This is a genomic window from Acinetobacter sp. WCHA29, assembly GCF_002165335.1.
Taxonomy (GTDB): Bacteria; Pseudomonadota; Gammaproteobacteria; order Pseudomonadales; family Moraxellaceae; genus Acinetobacter.
Map to the genome: position 1 here is coordinate 172,692 of NZ_NHRQ01000001.1, position 14,323 is coordinate 187,014.

A 14,323-nucleotide genomic window follows, 5' to 3' on the forward strand; every position below is an offset into this window, starting at 1 on the left:
AATATTTACAGTCAGTGGTTTCAGAGCATCATGTACAAAGCTGCTTCTGAATCTTGATCGCGCCAATTTGATGTTTGCTCAAAAGTATCGGGCTGATTGTTTGTGTGCATCACTATTAGGTGTCACACCCATGAAACGTATGTTGATTAATGCAACCCACGCCGAAGAAGTTCGCGTTGCACTGATTACTGGTAATCGTCTTTACGATTTCGATTTAGAAAATCGTACTCGTGAACAAAAAAAATCAAATATTTATAAAGGTCATGTCACTCGCGTTGAACCTTCTTTAGAAGCAGTTTTCGTTGAGTACGGCGCACAGCGTCAAGGCTTTTTATCTATGCGAGAAATTGCAAACTCGTATTTCAAAGCGGATCCTCGTCAAACTTCAAATATTCGTGAACTCATCACTGAAGGCACAGAATTATTGGTTCAAGTCGAAAAAGAAGAGCGCGGTAACAAAGGTGCTGCGCTTTCTACTTTTATTTCTCTTGCAGGCCGTTATTTAGTACTTATGCCAAACAACCCGAAAGGTGGCGGTATTAGCCGTCAGATTTCAGGTTCTGTGCGCGAAGAACTCAAAGAAATTCTATCTTCTTTAAATGTACCTCGTGGCATGAGCGTCATTGTTCGTACTGCGGGTATTGGTCGTACACAAGAAGAATTGCAACTTGATTTGCAACATTTACTTGACCTTTGGGCTCAAATCCAAGGTTCAGCAGGTTCTGGTCCATCACCAATGTTAGTTCACCAAGAAGCAGGTGTAGTGACACGTGCGATCCGTGATTACTTACGTGATGATGTTGCAGAAATCCTGATTGATAGTGAACAAGCTTATAACGAAGCCTATAACTTCGTAAAAGCAGTCATGCCACGCCAACTTGATAAGTTAAAAACTTATACCTTGAATGAGCCTCTATTTGCTCACTTCGGTATCGAAAGCCAAATTCAAACCGCTTATGAACGTGAAGTTAAACTTCCGTCTGGTGGTTCAATCGTCATTGACCAAACTGAAGCTTTAGTTTCAATCGATATTAACTCGGCGAAATCAACGCGTGGTCATGATGTTGAAGAAACTGCTTTAAACACCAACTTGGAAGCAGCTGAAGAAATCGCACGTCAACTTCGTTTGCGTGATATTGGCGGTTTAGTCGTAATCGATTTTATTGACATGACCAAAGACCGTAACCAACGTATGGTTGAAGCGAAATTACGTGAAGCAACGCAAAGTGACCGCGCACGTATCCAGTTCGGTCAACTGTCACGTTTTGGACTCATGGAAATGAGCCGTCAACGTTTACGCCCTTCTTTAGAAGAAGCGACTGGCTACGTTTGCCCACGCTGTCATGGCACGGGTATGGTACGTGACTTACGTTCATTGTCACTTTCGATTATGCGCAAGGTCGAAGAAATTGCTTTACGCGAGCGTCAAGGTGAAGTTCAAGTTGAAGTTCCAGTTGAAATCGCAGCATTCTTATTAAATGAAAAGCGTCACAGCCTTGTATATCTGGAGCAAACTTCCAATGTGCGTGTCACCATTTTGCCGCATCCACATTTAGAAACGCCACACTATGAAATTCAGTACAATCCAGCAGGCTTTGCGCCTTCAAGCTATGAACGTACTGAAGCGACCCGTGACAGTGAAAAACAACTCGGTTATGAGTCTTCTGAATGGCATTTAGAAGAAGCAGAGCATCACCATGCAGCACCTGCACAAAATAATGCAGCCGCACAGCAAAAGAAAGCCACTCAACAACAAGCTGCTCAACCTAAGCAAGCACAACAAGCTGTTGCACAAAAATCAGCAAGCCCTTGCGCATGGTTAGAGAACTTATTCGTTCAAAAGCAAGCACAAACGATTGATCAATCACGTTCTGCACAAAATGCTGCCGCAGCAATTGAACAAATGATTAATAACGGTGCAGTCAGCCGTGGTCAGTTTGGTCAAATGAATACACCTGCTGCTATCACTGAGACTGCTGCACCAACCGTCAATAATGCTTATATTTCACAATCACCCGTGAAACAAGAAGCACGCGAAACATTTGAGAAAGATGAAAAAGCTCATCGCCCAAATCAATCGCAAAATCCGAAGAAACGTAAACATAAAGAACAACGTGAACATCATTCACATGCACATGAACAACAAAATCAAGTGCAGGAAGAAAATGTTCAAGTTTCTTCTCGTCAAGAGCAACCATCACGTCAAGAACAACGTGAGTTAAAGCGTCAGCAAAAACGTCAGCAACCACAAGAACATCAAAACCAACAGCAGCATCAAGATGCTGGACATGGTAATGATACAAGCGCGTTGCCACGTCGTGATCGCAATAACCAACAGCGTCCAAATCGACCAAACCGTCATCGTGACCAAAGTGTTTTAAATGAAACTGCTGCCGCTACACCTGAAACTGTAGCGAGTCCTCAACAAATTAAAGTTGATGTGATTGATGCACCTCGCGCAGAACCAATCAACACAGCATTGATCGTAAATATTGATCAAGGTCAAAGTGAAATTGTTGCATTAAATCAACAACAGGCTAAGCCAGTTACAAAAACTCAAACAGCACCTGTTGCTGTAGAGCAAACTGAAGTCCTTGAACCTGTTCAAACAGAACAAGTGGCTACAGAAGTTGAAGAAGTGACATCAACTGAAGCTGCTCCAGCACCTGTAAAACGTGCTAGCAATGATCCACGTTCACGTCGTCGTCATCGTGATTCACAATCATCGCCTAAAGCCGTTGTGCCTAAAGTTGTACCGTCACAAATTCCAACATTAGCTCAATACACGATGAGTAGCCTGATTCGTCATGTATATGGTGAAGATTGTACTATTTTGATTGAGCAATTCGGCTTGGTGACAACATTTAATCGTGCATTACAAAAGTTTGCTGAGCAATATGCAAATACTTTAGTGCTTGAAACTGTTGCTGAAGAAAAACGTCCCGTAACCCGTGATGCTGAACTTCCAACTCAAAAGCAAACTGAAGAAGTTGAACCTGCACCTGTATTGGCACTAACTCCACCTGAAGCACCTGCTACTCGTGTTGCAAATGATCCACGCGAACGTCGTCGCTTGGCTAAACTTGCCGCTGAACAAGCTAAGGAAGCTCATATCGCTGCAAATACGACTGCTGCACCTATTGAAAGCACTGAATCGAAAGAAGAAGCGCCAGAAACAGTCGTTAATATTGTTGCAGATGAAACAGTAGCCACCACTCCAGCGCAACAACCACTAGAACTAGACAGTGCTGATGTTGCGCCAGCAGAAGCCGCACCAGTTGAAGCTTCCGAGCCAGTAACATCGACTGAAACAGCTGAAGTTGAAATCGTAGCTGCAACGGTGTCTGAAACGACTGAAACTGTTCAAGCTATTGAAAAAGCTGAGCCAACTGAAGCAGAACTAGAGGATGAAGCAGAGAAGGCAGAAAAGGAAAAATCTAGCCGCCCTCGTCGCCCTCGTGGAAGACCACCTAAAAAGAGCACAACTAGCAATGAATAATTTGCTAAATTGCACTCAATAAGGCAAAGCCTAGTCATTTCGATGACTAGGCTTTTTTGTTATTTTGTCAGATTAGGTTGATTGCTCTAGGAAATTACCAGTAAAAACAGCATCAACAACAATGATGTTAATGGTTTTGTTCTAACAGATAGCCATTTTTGGACTGGTCGAAAAATAAATAGGATTGATATGAGCCAAACTACGCAGACCGATATTATTACCCTTAGTGATGTTGCTACTCGACTTCCAAACTTCATCACCAAAGTACCTCATATCCTCAATGGACTTAAACAAGCATATATACGAACGCCAACTTCACCTGCTGGTTTAGGCATTGCCTTTGAAAAAGCAGTCAAGCGTAACCCTCAAGGCATCGCACTGTTATTTGAAGATCAAAGTTACAGCTACCAAGCACTAAATGAATGGGCCAACCAAATTGCGCATTACTATTTATCGCTTGGTGCTAAAAAGGGTGATGTCATTGCAGTGATGGTTGAAAACCGTCCTGAACTGATTGCTACGATTGTTGCTTTAGCTAAAATTGGTGTCACGATCGCACTCGTAAACACATCACAAGTCGGTAAAATCCTCGCTCATAGCATTAATTTGGTTAATCCAATTGCAGTGATTGCAGGTGAAGAAGTCCGTGCTGCGATTGATGAAGCTCGCACAGAATTAAAAGTTGCTCAAGATCGTTTCCACTGGTTTGCTGATCTAGAAACACGAAAAAATGCAGGGATTGCACCACAAGGTTATGTGAACCTTGCGCAACAAATTGACCAATTTCCAAAATTCAATCCATCGACTACCCGCACCGTGACAGGTAAAGATGGTTTGTTCTACATCTATACCTCTGGTACAACGGGCCTACCAAAAGCTGTTATTTTCACACATAGCCGTTGGACTCTAGCTTACGGTACCTATGGACATATCCTTAACCTCGGTAAAGATGATGTGATGTACGTGACCCTCCCGCTTTACCATGCAACGGGAGTTGTGGTGTGCTGGTGTGGTGTGATTGCAGGCAGTGCAACCCTTGCCGTACGCCGAAAGTATTCAACTAGCGCATTCTGGAAAGATGTACAGAAATTCAATGCCTCTGCAATTGGTTATGTCGGTGAACTGTGTCGTTACCTCATCGATGCGCCTGCAACTGAACAGGATCGTGCCCATCGTGTTACCAAAATGATTGGTAACGGTATGCGTCCAAACATTTGGGGTAAGTTCAAAGAACGCTTTGGCGTGCAAGAAGTACTTGAACTTTATGCATCAAGTGAAGGCAATGTTGGTTTTAGTAATATCTTTAACTTTGACAATACAGTTGGCTTCTCTCCAACACCATACGCGATCGTTGAATTTAATAAAGAAAAGAATGAATTAGTTCGCGATAAGAAAGGCCACTGCAAGAAAGTCAAAACAGGTGAGGTTGGCTTACTGATTGGTAAGATCACTAGCCGTTCACCATTTGATGGCTACACCGATCCAGAAAAGAACAAATCTGTGATTTTAAAAGATGTGTTTAACAAGGGTGATTCATACTTCAATACGGGTGATCTGGTTCGTGACATCGGTTTCCGCCACGCACAGTTTGTGGACCGTTTAGGCGACACTTTCCGATGGAAAGGTGAAAACGTATCCACCACCGAAGTTGAAAACATGGTGTGCGAATACGATAAGATTGCAGAAGCTGTGGTATATGGGGTAGAGATTCCAAATACCAATGGTCGTGCAGGTATGGCAGCAATTACTTTGGTTGATGGTGCAGAGCTTAACGAAACTGATCTAAGCGCTATGGTAAATGTATTTAAAAAATGCTTACCATCATATGCAATTCCAGTATTTTTACGCATTCAAGCCAAAGTAGAAACCACTGGAACATTTAAGTATCAAAAAAATAAACTGAAAGAAGACTCATTTAATCCGAGCAAAACATCTGAACGTTTATTGGTTTTATTGCCAGGTACAAACAGCTATAGTGATGTAAATACTGAAATCTTTGATAACATTCAAAGCTATCAGTACCGTTTCTAGTTTATTTTTTAGCTAAACAAGAGGAAATCGTGCTTTTTATAAACAATCATGCAGATGTTTTTAAATTTCCTCTTGTGTTAGCTGAATAAGTTGCTAGAATACGCAACATCAAAACGAGATGGGTCGTTAGCTCAGTTGGTAGAGCAGCGGACTTTTAATCCGTTGGTCCCGCGTTCGAGTCGCGGACGACCCACCATTTAATGTTTTGAACCCCTATGGGTCGTTAGCTCAGTTGGTAGAGCAGCGGACTTTTAATCCGTTGGTCCCGCGTTCGAGTCGCGGACGACCCACCAGATTCTAAAAAACCTCATCATTTATGATGAGGTTTTTTATTTTATGCGAACTATCTTTCTAAAAGATGACAGCAACCATTAGATTACTTTAAGCATCCTTGCTCAAAGTAATCTTGCACCTAAATTATAAAAAACTTTCCAATACCGAATTTAAAAAGATATGCCCCTGCTCTGTGCAAGCAATTCGATTCACATCAGCGACCAAAAGTTTTTTGTCACGGAGTTGATTCAGCGTCTCATTGATATCTTGCAAATCAAGCCCTGTGCGTTGAGTATAAAATTTCGCATCTACCCCATCATTTAAACGCAAAGCATTCATCATAAATTCAAATGGCAATTCATCTGCTTCGATACGTTTCATTTGCACATGTTCAGCAGGTACTTTAGCCAAATAATCTTTTGGCAGCCGCGTCTTTTGAAAACGATAAATACCCTCTGGGCGAGTCACTTTGCCATGAGCACCTGCACCGATCGCTAAATAATCACCAAATTTCCAATAATTCAAATTATGTGCTGAGGTTTTTTCTTTACGCCATGCTGAGACTTCGTAATTGATAAAACCATTCGCTTTTAAATAAGCCTCACCCAATTCTTGGATATGTTCTAAAACTTCATCTTGTGGCAATACAGGCTGGGTTCTAAAGAACACCGTATTTGGCTCAATGGTCAGTTGATACCAACTAATATGTGTTGCACCCTGTTCTACAGCTAATCTAAGGTCATTTAAAGCCTGTTCTTGCGTTTGTTGTGGTAAACCATGCATGAGATCAACATTAACGCGTTCAAAGCCAGCTTGACGCGCTTGTTGGATTGCATCTAAAGCATTATTCGCTGTATGAATACGACCCAGTCGCTGTAAATGCTCAGGATCAAAACTTTGTACACCTAATGATAAACGATTGATGCCAACGGCAAGATAATCCGCAAATGGATCATGTTCCACTGTGCCAGGATTAGCTTCCAATGTGATTTCACAATCTACTTCAAAGTCTAATCGCGCTTTTAACTGATCAAATAACCACTGATAGCCTTGTGCTGAAATTAAAGACGGCGTTCCACCACCAATAAATACGCTATGAATTGACCGACCTTGCGCCATTTCAATTTGAGTCTCAAAGTCAGCCACCAGTGCCTCAAGATATTGTTGCTCTAAATCCACAGACAATTCCCCATCAGGAACAGCATGTGAATTGAAGTCACAATAAGGGCACTTACGCACACACCAAGGCATATGGATATAAAGTGAAAGTGGAATATTTGCTGGATTTAAATGACTCAAAATGGAAGCTCAACAACAGAACCCTTTTATTTTAACATGACTCTATCAATCCGCTTATTATCATCACTTCACTATTCGGTTAGACTGAAACAACGAAGAACAATTAGATTGATAAAATGATCAAAATTACCAGCCAACTGCTATTTATTCTTCCCCTTGCATTAGGTGTAGGTATTGCAATGGCATTTCAAACTGCAATTAATTCACAACTCAGAGAATATTTACACTCACCTCTTCAAGCTGCCTTACTCTCTTTTTTGGTAGGAACAATTGTGCTTGCATGTATGGTTTATTTTCAAAGCACAGCAAAACCCAGTCTTGGAGAACTGTCGCAAATTCCATGGTTTCTATGGGTCGGTGGATGTCTTGGGGTTTATGCCATCAGCATGAGCATTTATACTGCACCCAAACTCGGTTTTTTAACTTTTTCAGGCTTAGTTATTTTCGGCCAATTGGCCATTTCAATGTTACTTGACCATTTCGGCTGGTTAGGTACAGAAAAAACACCTGTCAATTGGCAACGTCTTGTCGGCAGTATTGTCATTTTTATTGGTGTTATATTCACTCTACAACGCTAATTCTCCCTCAATCAATAAGAGTATTTTTTGTGTCTGACGCGACAACCAAGCGGTTTGAACTTAAGCAATTATTTCATTTAATGTTTCCGATCTTGATCACCCAATTTGCTCAGGCTGGGCTTGGTCTTATTGATACCATCATGGCAGGTCATCTTTCTGCTGCTGATTTGGCAGCAATTGCTGTCGGTGTTGGTCTATGGATTCCAATTATGTTGTTATTTGCAGGAATCATGATCGCAACAACACCTTTAGTCGCTGAAGCGCGCGGTGCAAGAACACCAGAGAAAATTCCGACTATTGCACGTCAATCCTTATGGGTTGCGGTCATCCTCGGCATCGTTGCTATGTTGATTTTGCAATGTATGCCGATGTTTTTACCCCTCTTTGGAGTACCTGAAAGTTTATTACCCAAAGCAAGCCTGTTTTTACATGCGATTGGCTTTGGTATGCCTGCGGTGATGATGTACGCAGCATTACGTAGTTATTCTGAAGCCTTAGGACATCCACGACCTGTCACTGCGATTAGCTTAATTGCATTGTTGGTCCTGATTCCACTGAACTTTATTTTTATGTACGGTTTGGGACCTATCCCTGCTTTAGGGAGTGCGGGTTGTGGCTTTGCAACGGCAATATTACAGTGGCTGATGTTTATTACACTGGCGATTTACATTTCAAAAGCTAAGGCTTATAGACAAGCGCCCATTTTCACAAAATGGGAAAAAATTGATCCTGTATGGGTAAAACGCATCTTAAAACTGGGGCTGCCGATTGGTCTAGCTGTATTTTTTGAGGTGAGTATTTTCAGCACAGGCGCGATTGTCCTGAGCCCACTCGGTGAAAATGCAATTGCGGCGCATCAGATTGCAATTTCTGTGACTTCACAATTGTTTATGATCCCATTATCTCTTGCCATTGCACTCACGATTCGTGTGGGCACTTATTATGGAGAGAAAAATTGGTATGCGATGCGCCAAGTTCAAAAAGTAGGCTTGATTAGCGCAACCGTTTTTGCTGCTTTGACCATGACACTGATTGCCGTAGCGCGCCCCTATATCGTGGCAATCTATACCAATGATATTCATGTTATTCCTGTCGCGATGTATCTGTTGTGGTTCGCAATGGCGTATCAACTAATGGATGCATGGCAAGTAAGCGCTGCAGGCTGCCTACGAGGCATGCAAGACACGCAAGCACCAATGTGGATTACCTTAATGGCATACTGGGTCATTGCTTTCCCAATCGGTTTATATTTGGCACGTTATACAATTTGGGGAGTAGCAGGTGTTTGGTTAGGATTGATTATCGGTTTAAGCATTGCCTGTGTATTCTTAATTGGTCGTTTATATTTAAACAATAAACGTTTAGCGCAACACATTAATCTCAACTCCTAAGAACTTAATGCTGGTTTAATTTTATAATTGAAAGATGACAAGGATGTCATCTTTCAATTTGATCAAAATGTGCGATCAATCTAATAAAAACTTTGGCTAAATCTTAAAAGATCGGGCTAGATTACATCTAAAGATTCCAACCAATAGATGTCCAATACATCCTGTAAGATCTAATCCATTCTCAATATCTACTTACATCCCTTAACATTTTTTTATAGGCAATTTAAGTTTTGTCACCTATGATCAAAGCATCACTCTAAAACTGAATCGAATGAGGTCAAGCGAATATGGCAAAACATGCAAGCTCTCCCAGTAGACGTTTTTTAAAACTGGCTGGTATGACCGCAAGTATTGCCAGCAAAAGCGTTGCTAACTCCATTCGTAATCTCGCCGCAGATGAAGAACAAAAAAACGCAGCACGCAGCCAACTATTTCAAGATATTGGCTTACAGATTGCCGATACATTGGGTGAAATGAAAGGTGCTGTGATGAAAGTCGGGCAAATTGCCTCACAGTATAAAGACATTTTTCCACCCGAAGTGGCGAAAGCAATTGCTAAATTACAACGCCAAGCCCCAGCCATGCCTTTTGCTGAAATCAAGCAGCAGATTGAAAAAGAGTTGGGCAAACCACTGAATAAGATTTTTACCTCATTTGAGCCAGAGCCTTTCGCGGCAGCCTCGATTGGTCAGGTACATCGTGCGGTACTTCCAAATGGGCAAGCAGTTGTGGTGAAAGTACAATATCCAGGGGTTGACCAAGCCTGTGAAAGTGACTTAAAGCAAGTCCGCCTCGCATTACGCTTAATGGGCGTACTTAAGATTGATAAGAAGCTACAAGATCAACTATTTCAAGAAATTCAGGACAGCCTTTCTGCTGAATTGAACTACGAAATCGAAGCACAAAACCTCGAGGTTTTTAAAATTTTTCATGAGAAGTTGGATAATCAAATCATCATACCAACCGTCTATAAAGATTATTCGTCTCGCCGCGTACTAACACTGAGCCTTGAACAAGGTGATTCCATTGAAACCGCAAGTACATGGTCAGTTGAAACCCGCAATAAAATTGGTCGTCGTTTGATTCGCGCTTTAGGACAAGAAATCTTTTTCTTGAAGCGTTTTCACTGTGATCCACATCCGGGCAACTTCGCTTTCCGTGAAGATGGCAGTGTGATTATTTATGATTATGGTAGCGTCAAAACGCTATCCCCTGAAATCATTCAACACTTTAAAGCATTGGTCAATGCAGCTCGCCAAGAAGATATTGCTCAGGTTGAAGATTTATTGGTTGAACTGCATTCAATTGCTGAAAAGCAGAAATTTCCAACCGAACTGTATACACAATGGATCGAAATCCTTTTACGCCCGTTAAGTACACATTATGACTTTGCCGAAAATTCATCGCATCACGATGGAATGCGACTTGTTAAAAAATCGCTGAAATATTGGGATGTATTTAAACCTTCTCCAGATACGCTCATGGTCAATCGTACGATTTCAGGACATTATTGGAACTTGATTCACCTTAAAGTTCACGACAACTTAAATGATTTATTTGAAGAGCTTGTTCCAAATTACTAAAAAACTGCCCCTTTATTTTTGAATAAAGGGGGTGAAATATTTTACCTACAAGTTATAGATCACTCACTTGAAAGCATTAGAATTGACTCTATATACTATTATGTTATAACATATCATAAAATTAGGAGTCATTTAAAATGCGTAAAGATATTCATCCTGCTTATCAACAAGTCTTGTTTCATGATACCAATGCTGATGCCTACTTTTTAATTGGTAGCACACTCCAGACCAAACAAAGCAAAGAATATCAAGGCAAAGTCTATCCATACGTTACCCTAGATATTTCAAGTGCATCGCATCCGTTTTATACAGGTGAAGTACGCCAAGCAAGTAATGAAGGTCGTGTTGCCAGCTTTAACAAACGCTTTGCACGTTTTAATCGCAAAGGTTAATCTTGCTTTAAGTTTCATTCATTAAGCTATTAATATTGGAAGTCTAAGGTTATATCTCCTCCGCTTAGACTTCTTTTTTTATGTCTAGATTCTATACATCCTAGCTATGAGTTGATTTACCCACCACGCCAAACTCAATCGGTGTTTTCACATAGAATAAAGAAATCTCTTTACGATTCAGATAACTCAATAATTCGACTGCTTGTTCAGAGCTTACTGCAAATTGAATTTGTATAGGTCGATCCGCGAATCCAAAGAAACGAGCAGAATGAAATAAACCCTGATGATCAACACCTTCCAAACCCGCTCATACTGTCTCCCCACGCAAATTCATTTGACTTGCGACTACCAACAATCATTCGCTAATCGGTTTTCCCTAAACATTATGGTTTTGTGTCGTATAAAAAGTAATTAAAAATCCATTCATTTCATCACTTCTTGGCTATGTGGCACTAAGCAATTGATGCAGGCTCATACCTAAGAGGGTAAACAGCAATGATCCAAGCACATGAATCAAAATCGCAGCACAGGCATAACCCAATTTACCACTTTGTAATAAGGTAATAATCTCAGCCGAAAATGTTGAGAACGTGGTCAATGCACCACAAAAGCCCGTGATCACGAATAGTTTGTAATTGGGGCTGAGAGAGCTTTGAGAAAAATAGGAAATTGCAAAACCAATAATAAAGCCACCAACAAAGTTGACGGTGACCGTTCCTAAAGGAATATTGGGGAAAATAGGATTCAGCTTTAAACCCAAAAACCAACGTAACCATGCACCTAATACCGAGCCAAGTGCGATTGAGAGTAAAGGATAGTACATGATTTACTCCACACACTGCGCTGGAGCTAAAATGATATTCAGCATGAATTTATAGCTAATTTTCTGAAGATTTTTCATTTGCGAACTCCAAAATGGGAACAGAGCACGCACAAACCTACGCCCCTGTTCAGGGTAACGTAGGCATCATTAGCCAAAACGGCGGTTTGCAATAGGAGGAATGCCATCTCCTTTGTTCTAAAATAACATAATTTTTAGACAACTCAACTGCTGTGTATAAACACAAAGTTATCCACAATTTATTGAGATTTTGGCAATATTTTTTCTCCCACCACATAAAAATCCAGTTTAGGAACCACAAAAGTAAAAGCTGCGGTATCATCATCTAAACCCAATTGTTGCAACAATTGAGGAGCCTGTAATTTATCAATCTCAGCAGCCTGAATTTGTTGAAATTGCACAGGCATGTTGATATCCCCTTGCGACATCCGAGTCGGTTGGTCAGTCCATTCAGCCCACGCATGATCTTGATCCACCAAAAATTGAACGGCCTCCTCCCATGAGGAAAATAAGCTTTGCCAAGCCTCAGGTAAACGTTTCTGCATGCTGATGTGTATATCACTGCTAAAAGAATAATCTTCATCCATGCGAATACGAGTATGAATCGCGTTTCCATCTCGTTGATGCTGAAAATTTGGCGCATATTGCGCAGGCATCACATCACTGGCGAGGCGACCACCGATCACATACAGAGCTTGATCAACGATCACTTGTTCAAAGATTACAGTCTTGGGCTTTGATTCATCTAAATAAAAGCGCCAATTACTCTGCCGAGGTGAAGGCATTAGCTGGCGTAGTTTTCCAAGGAAAGTAAAGCCAAAATGCTGGTGCTGATAAGTTAAAATAGTAAAGATGGTTTTGCCCTGCTTTTCCCATAAAATAATAGGATCTGGATAACGCTGGCGAAGTTGCTCAACATCCACCAACCAAGACAAATAAACCACATTGCTCACCTGACTTTGTAAACGCATAAAAGGAAGTATGCGCATTACCATACGACGGAGTTGCAAGACAAAACGACAGCTTAATATCGGCGCGAAAAATCGCAATGTAGACCATGGTGAGGACCACCTTAAACGGTGTCTATTCATTATTATTCAAAAGATTGATGCTCGCTTTGAGCATAAACTGCCAAGATTACAACGTCCAGTTCAAATACGATGCTGTATTTAAATGTTATGATGTGGGCATTACTTCACCAAATATGGAATTTTGAAATGGCTCAAAGCTTATTGGCACAACTTAAAGATGGTTCAGCAAAGTTTGCAGACGTATTGGCATTTATTGAAGCACGTTATCAACATACGCCAACAGCCTTTCAAAATGGCGCACAATCAAATGCTGAAACCGAAAACCAAGGCAGCGCAAAAGTACTCAGCTTTGCGCAAATCGAAGGCTTAAATCAAGCGGAGACGCTCAGTTTATTTGCGGAACATTATGCATCTGTATTGGCGACACCTGAAGCAACAGATCATCAAAATATCCGTCAGTTTATGCAAAATGGCTGGGATGGCGTGAAGTTTGAAGGTAAAGCACTGACTGCAAAATAAGATAAAGGAGGTACTTAACCTCCTTTTTTATCATCATTTTCTATTGTAATGTTGGGTCTAACCAGTTTAGATAAATTTGTTGTTAAACTATAAAAATCGCCACCCATTTTCCCAACACTATCGAGTTGCTGTTGATCAATCATCTGCCCATCCCATAACCGATCATCAACATAAATCGATTTGACATCCAGCAATACGACTGTACCTCCAGATGCTAAGCTACTGAGCTGAATCACCTCTCTTAATTGGCATTCATAACGCACTGGTGCATATTTTACTGCCAAGGCTGCGACCGCATGGCTTGGTTCAGACTCAATCTCAGCAAAATCAAACTCACTTTGCTCTGGAGGCAATACAGCACAAGATAAATTCATCTGTTCAAGCAGTTGTGAATTTACAATATGAATCGCACATTGTTGCGTCTCGATTAAATTTCTCAAAGTATCTTTATCTTGCCCATTTCTTGGATTGACTTGTGAATACCAAAGGATGGGAGGATGACAACTCGCAACGTTAAAGAATGAATAAGGGGCTATATTGGCTACGCCACTAGCAGAAATGGTACTGATCCATGCGATGGGTCTAGGCGTAATTCCCCCAACCAACAAACGATAGATCTGATTTGCATCTAACTCAGAGGTTTCAAAAATCATAATGCTTGCACTACCTACTTATGGGCGTTCGATATATTGTGGTAAATCATCTGTAATGCAGTCCCGTTCGCTTTACGGCAACGCTGACAATGGCACTGAACGATCTCACCAATTTCACCCTGAATTTCGTAGCGGATGCCCTGACATAAACAACTCCCTTGATATACTGGCGATTGTTCAGACATATCATCATACGTCCTATATTTATTGACTACTCAAAACTAACACTATTC

At 41.1% G+C, this 14,323-nt stretch carries 11 protein-coding genes, 2 tRNA genes, 2 pseudogenes and 1 riboswitch; of the genes and pseudogenes, 9 read left to right on the forward strand and 6 right to left on the reverse strand.

What is annotated here, in order from left to right:
* Positions 1–130 precede the first annotated feature (130 nt).
* From CDG59_RS00845 to CDG59_RS00860, 4 genes are all read left to right on the forward strand, one after another.
* Positions 131–3,499 (forward strand): Rne/Rng family ribonuclease, encoded by a 3,369-nt coding sequence (locus tag CDG59_RS00845; RefSeq protein ID WP_171294956.1) that lies wholly within the window; start codon positions 131–133, stop codon positions 3,497–3,499.
* 189 nt (positions 3,500–3,688) lie between these two features.
* A complete protein-coding gene (locus CDG59_RS00850) occupies positions 3,689–5,530 on the forward strand; it encodes a long-chain-acyl-CoA synthetase (RefSeq protein ID WP_005162736.1) in 1,842 nt (613 codons plus the stop codon).
* A 120-nt stretch (positions 5,531–5,650) separates the two neighbouring features.
* Positions 5,651–5,726, forward strand: a tRNA-Lys gene (locus CDG59_RS00855).
* A 21-nt stretch (positions 5,727–5,747) separates the two neighbouring features.
* Positions 5,748–5,823 (forward strand) — tRNA-Lys (locus CDG59_RS00860).
* Between the two features lie 124 nt (positions 5,824–5,947).
* Here the strand turns inward: CDG59_RS00860 and hemW are convergent.
* Positions 5,948–7,102: a radical SAM family heme chaperone HemW gene (hemW, locus tag CDG59_RS00865; RefSeq protein ID WP_087542971.1), complete on the reverse strand. Its 1,155-nt coding sequence runs from the start codon at positions 7,100–7,102 to the stop codon at positions 5,948–5,950.
* A gap of 116 nt (positions 7,103–7,218) precedes the next feature.
* Here hemW and CDG59_RS00870 point away from each other — a divergent pair, with 116 nt between their 5' ends.
* The 4 genes from CDG59_RS00870 to CDG59_RS00885 all read left to right on the forward strand — a co-directional run bounded on the left by CDG59_RS00870 (position 7,219) and on the right by CDG59_RS00885 (position 11,046).
* Positions 7,219–7,680 (forward strand): DMT family transporter, encoded by a 462-nt coding sequence (locus tag CDG59_RS00870; RefSeq protein ID WP_087542973.1) that lies wholly within the window; start codon positions 7,219–7,221, stop codon positions 7,678–7,680.
* A gap of 29 nt (positions 7,681–7,709) precedes the next feature.
* Positions 7,710–9,071, forward strand: a complete 1,362-nt coding sequence (locus tag CDG59_RS00875; RefSeq protein ID WP_087542974.1) for an MATE family efflux transporter — start codon at positions 7,710–7,712, stop codon at positions 9,069–9,071.
* A 287-nt stretch (positions 9,072–9,358) separates the two neighbouring features.
* A complete protein-coding gene (locus CDG59_RS00880; protein WP_087542975.1) occupies positions 9,359–10,654 on the forward strand; it encodes an ABC1 kinase family protein in 1,296 nt (431 codons plus the stop codon).
* A gap of 137 nt (positions 10,655–10,791) precedes the next feature.
* Positions 10,792–11,046: a type B 50S ribosomal protein L31 gene (locus tag CDG59_RS00885; RefSeq protein WP_005218504.1), complete on the forward strand. Its 255-nt coding sequence runs from the start codon at positions 10,792–10,794 to the stop codon at positions 11,044–11,046.
* A 100-nt stretch (positions 11,047–11,146) separates the two neighbouring features.
* Here CDG59_RS00885 and CDG59_RS00890 read toward each other — a convergent pair.
* The 3 genes and pseudogenes from CDG59_RS00890 to CDG59_RS00905 form a co-directional block, all read right to left on the reverse strand.
* Positions 11,147–11,413: pseudogene (locus CDG59_RS00890) on the reverse strand (DUF190 domain-containing protein).
* 75 nt (positions 11,414–11,488) lie between these two features.
* The gene (gene crcB / locus CDG59_RS00895) at positions 11,489–11,869 is read right to left on the reverse strand and encodes a fluoride efflux transporter CrcB (RefSeq protein WP_087542977.1); all 381 of its coding nucleotides are present in this window, start codon (positions 11,867–11,869) and stop codon (positions 11,489–11,491) included.
* Positions 11,870–12,000: 131 nt separating this feature from the next.
* Positions 12,001–12,067: riboswitch (Fluoride riboswitch) on the reverse strand.
* A 59-nt stretch (positions 12,068–12,126) separates the two neighbouring features.
* Entirely contained in the window at positions 12,127–12,978 is an 852-nt protein-coding gene (locus CDG59_RS00905; RefSeq protein ID WP_087542978.1) for a DUF2071 domain-containing protein, read from the reverse strand.
* 126 nt (positions 12,979–13,104) lie between these two features.
* On the opposite strand from CDG59_RS00905, the gene CDG59_RS00910 reads away from it, so the two are divergent.
* Positions 13,105–13,437, forward strand: coding sequence for a HopJ type III effector protein (locus tag CDG59_RS00910; protein WP_005162753.1), 333 nt, complete (start codon positions 13,105–13,107; stop codon positions 13,435–13,437).
* Between the two features lie 14 nt (positions 13,438–13,451).
* Here CDG59_RS00910 and CDG59_RS00915 read toward each other — a convergent pair whose 3' ends face one another.
* Complete coding sequence (locus CDG59_RS00915; protein ID WP_087542980.1) at positions 13,452–14,090, reverse strand: flavin reductase family protein; 639 nt, start codon at positions 14,088–14,090, stop codon at positions 13,452–13,454.
* Positions 14,091–14,146: 56 nt separating this feature from the next.
* Positions 14,147–14,275: pseudogene (locus tag CDG59_RS00920) on the reverse strand (GFA family protein); the annotation flags it as partial.
* Positions 14,276–14,323 lie beyond the last annotated feature (48 nt).

Bases quoted from the DNA above. Each gene is read 5' to 3' on its own strand.
- CDG59_RS00845 (WP_171294956.1), top strand. From the start codon at position 131: ATGAAACGTATGTTGATTAATGCAACCCACGCCGAAGAAGTTCGCGTT.
- CDG59_RS00850 (WP_005162736.1), top strand. From the start codon at position 3,689: ATGAGCCAAACTACGCAGACCGATATTATTACCCTTAGTGATGTTGCT.
- CDG59_RS00870 (WP_087542973.1), top strand. From the start codon at position 7,219: ATGATCAAAATTACCAGCCAACTGCTATTTATTCTTCCCCTTGCATTA.
- CDG59_RS00880 (WP_087542975.1), top strand. From the start codon at position 9,359: ATGGCAAAACATGCAAGCTCTCCCAGTAGACGTTTTTTAAAACTGGCT.
- CDG59_RS00885 (WP_005218504.1), top strand. From the start codon at position 10,792: ATGCGTAAAGATATTCATCCTGCTTATCAACAAGTCTTGTTTCATGAT.
- crcB (WP_087542977.1), bottom strand. From the start codon at position 11,869: ATGTACTATCCTTTACTCTCAATCGCACTTGGCTCGGTATTAGGTGCA.
- CDG59_RS00905 (WP_087542978.1), bottom strand. From the start codon at position 12,978: ATGAATAGACACCGTTTAAGGTGGTCCTCACCATGGTCTACATTGCGA.
- CDG59_RS00910 (WP_005162753.1), top strand. From the start codon at position 13,105: ATGGCTCAAAGCTTATTGGCACAACTTAAAGATGGTTCAGCAAAGTTT.
- CDG59_RS00915 (WP_087542980.1), bottom strand. From the start codon at position 14,090: ATGATTTTTGAAACCTCTGAGTTAGATGCAAATCAGATCTATCGTTTG.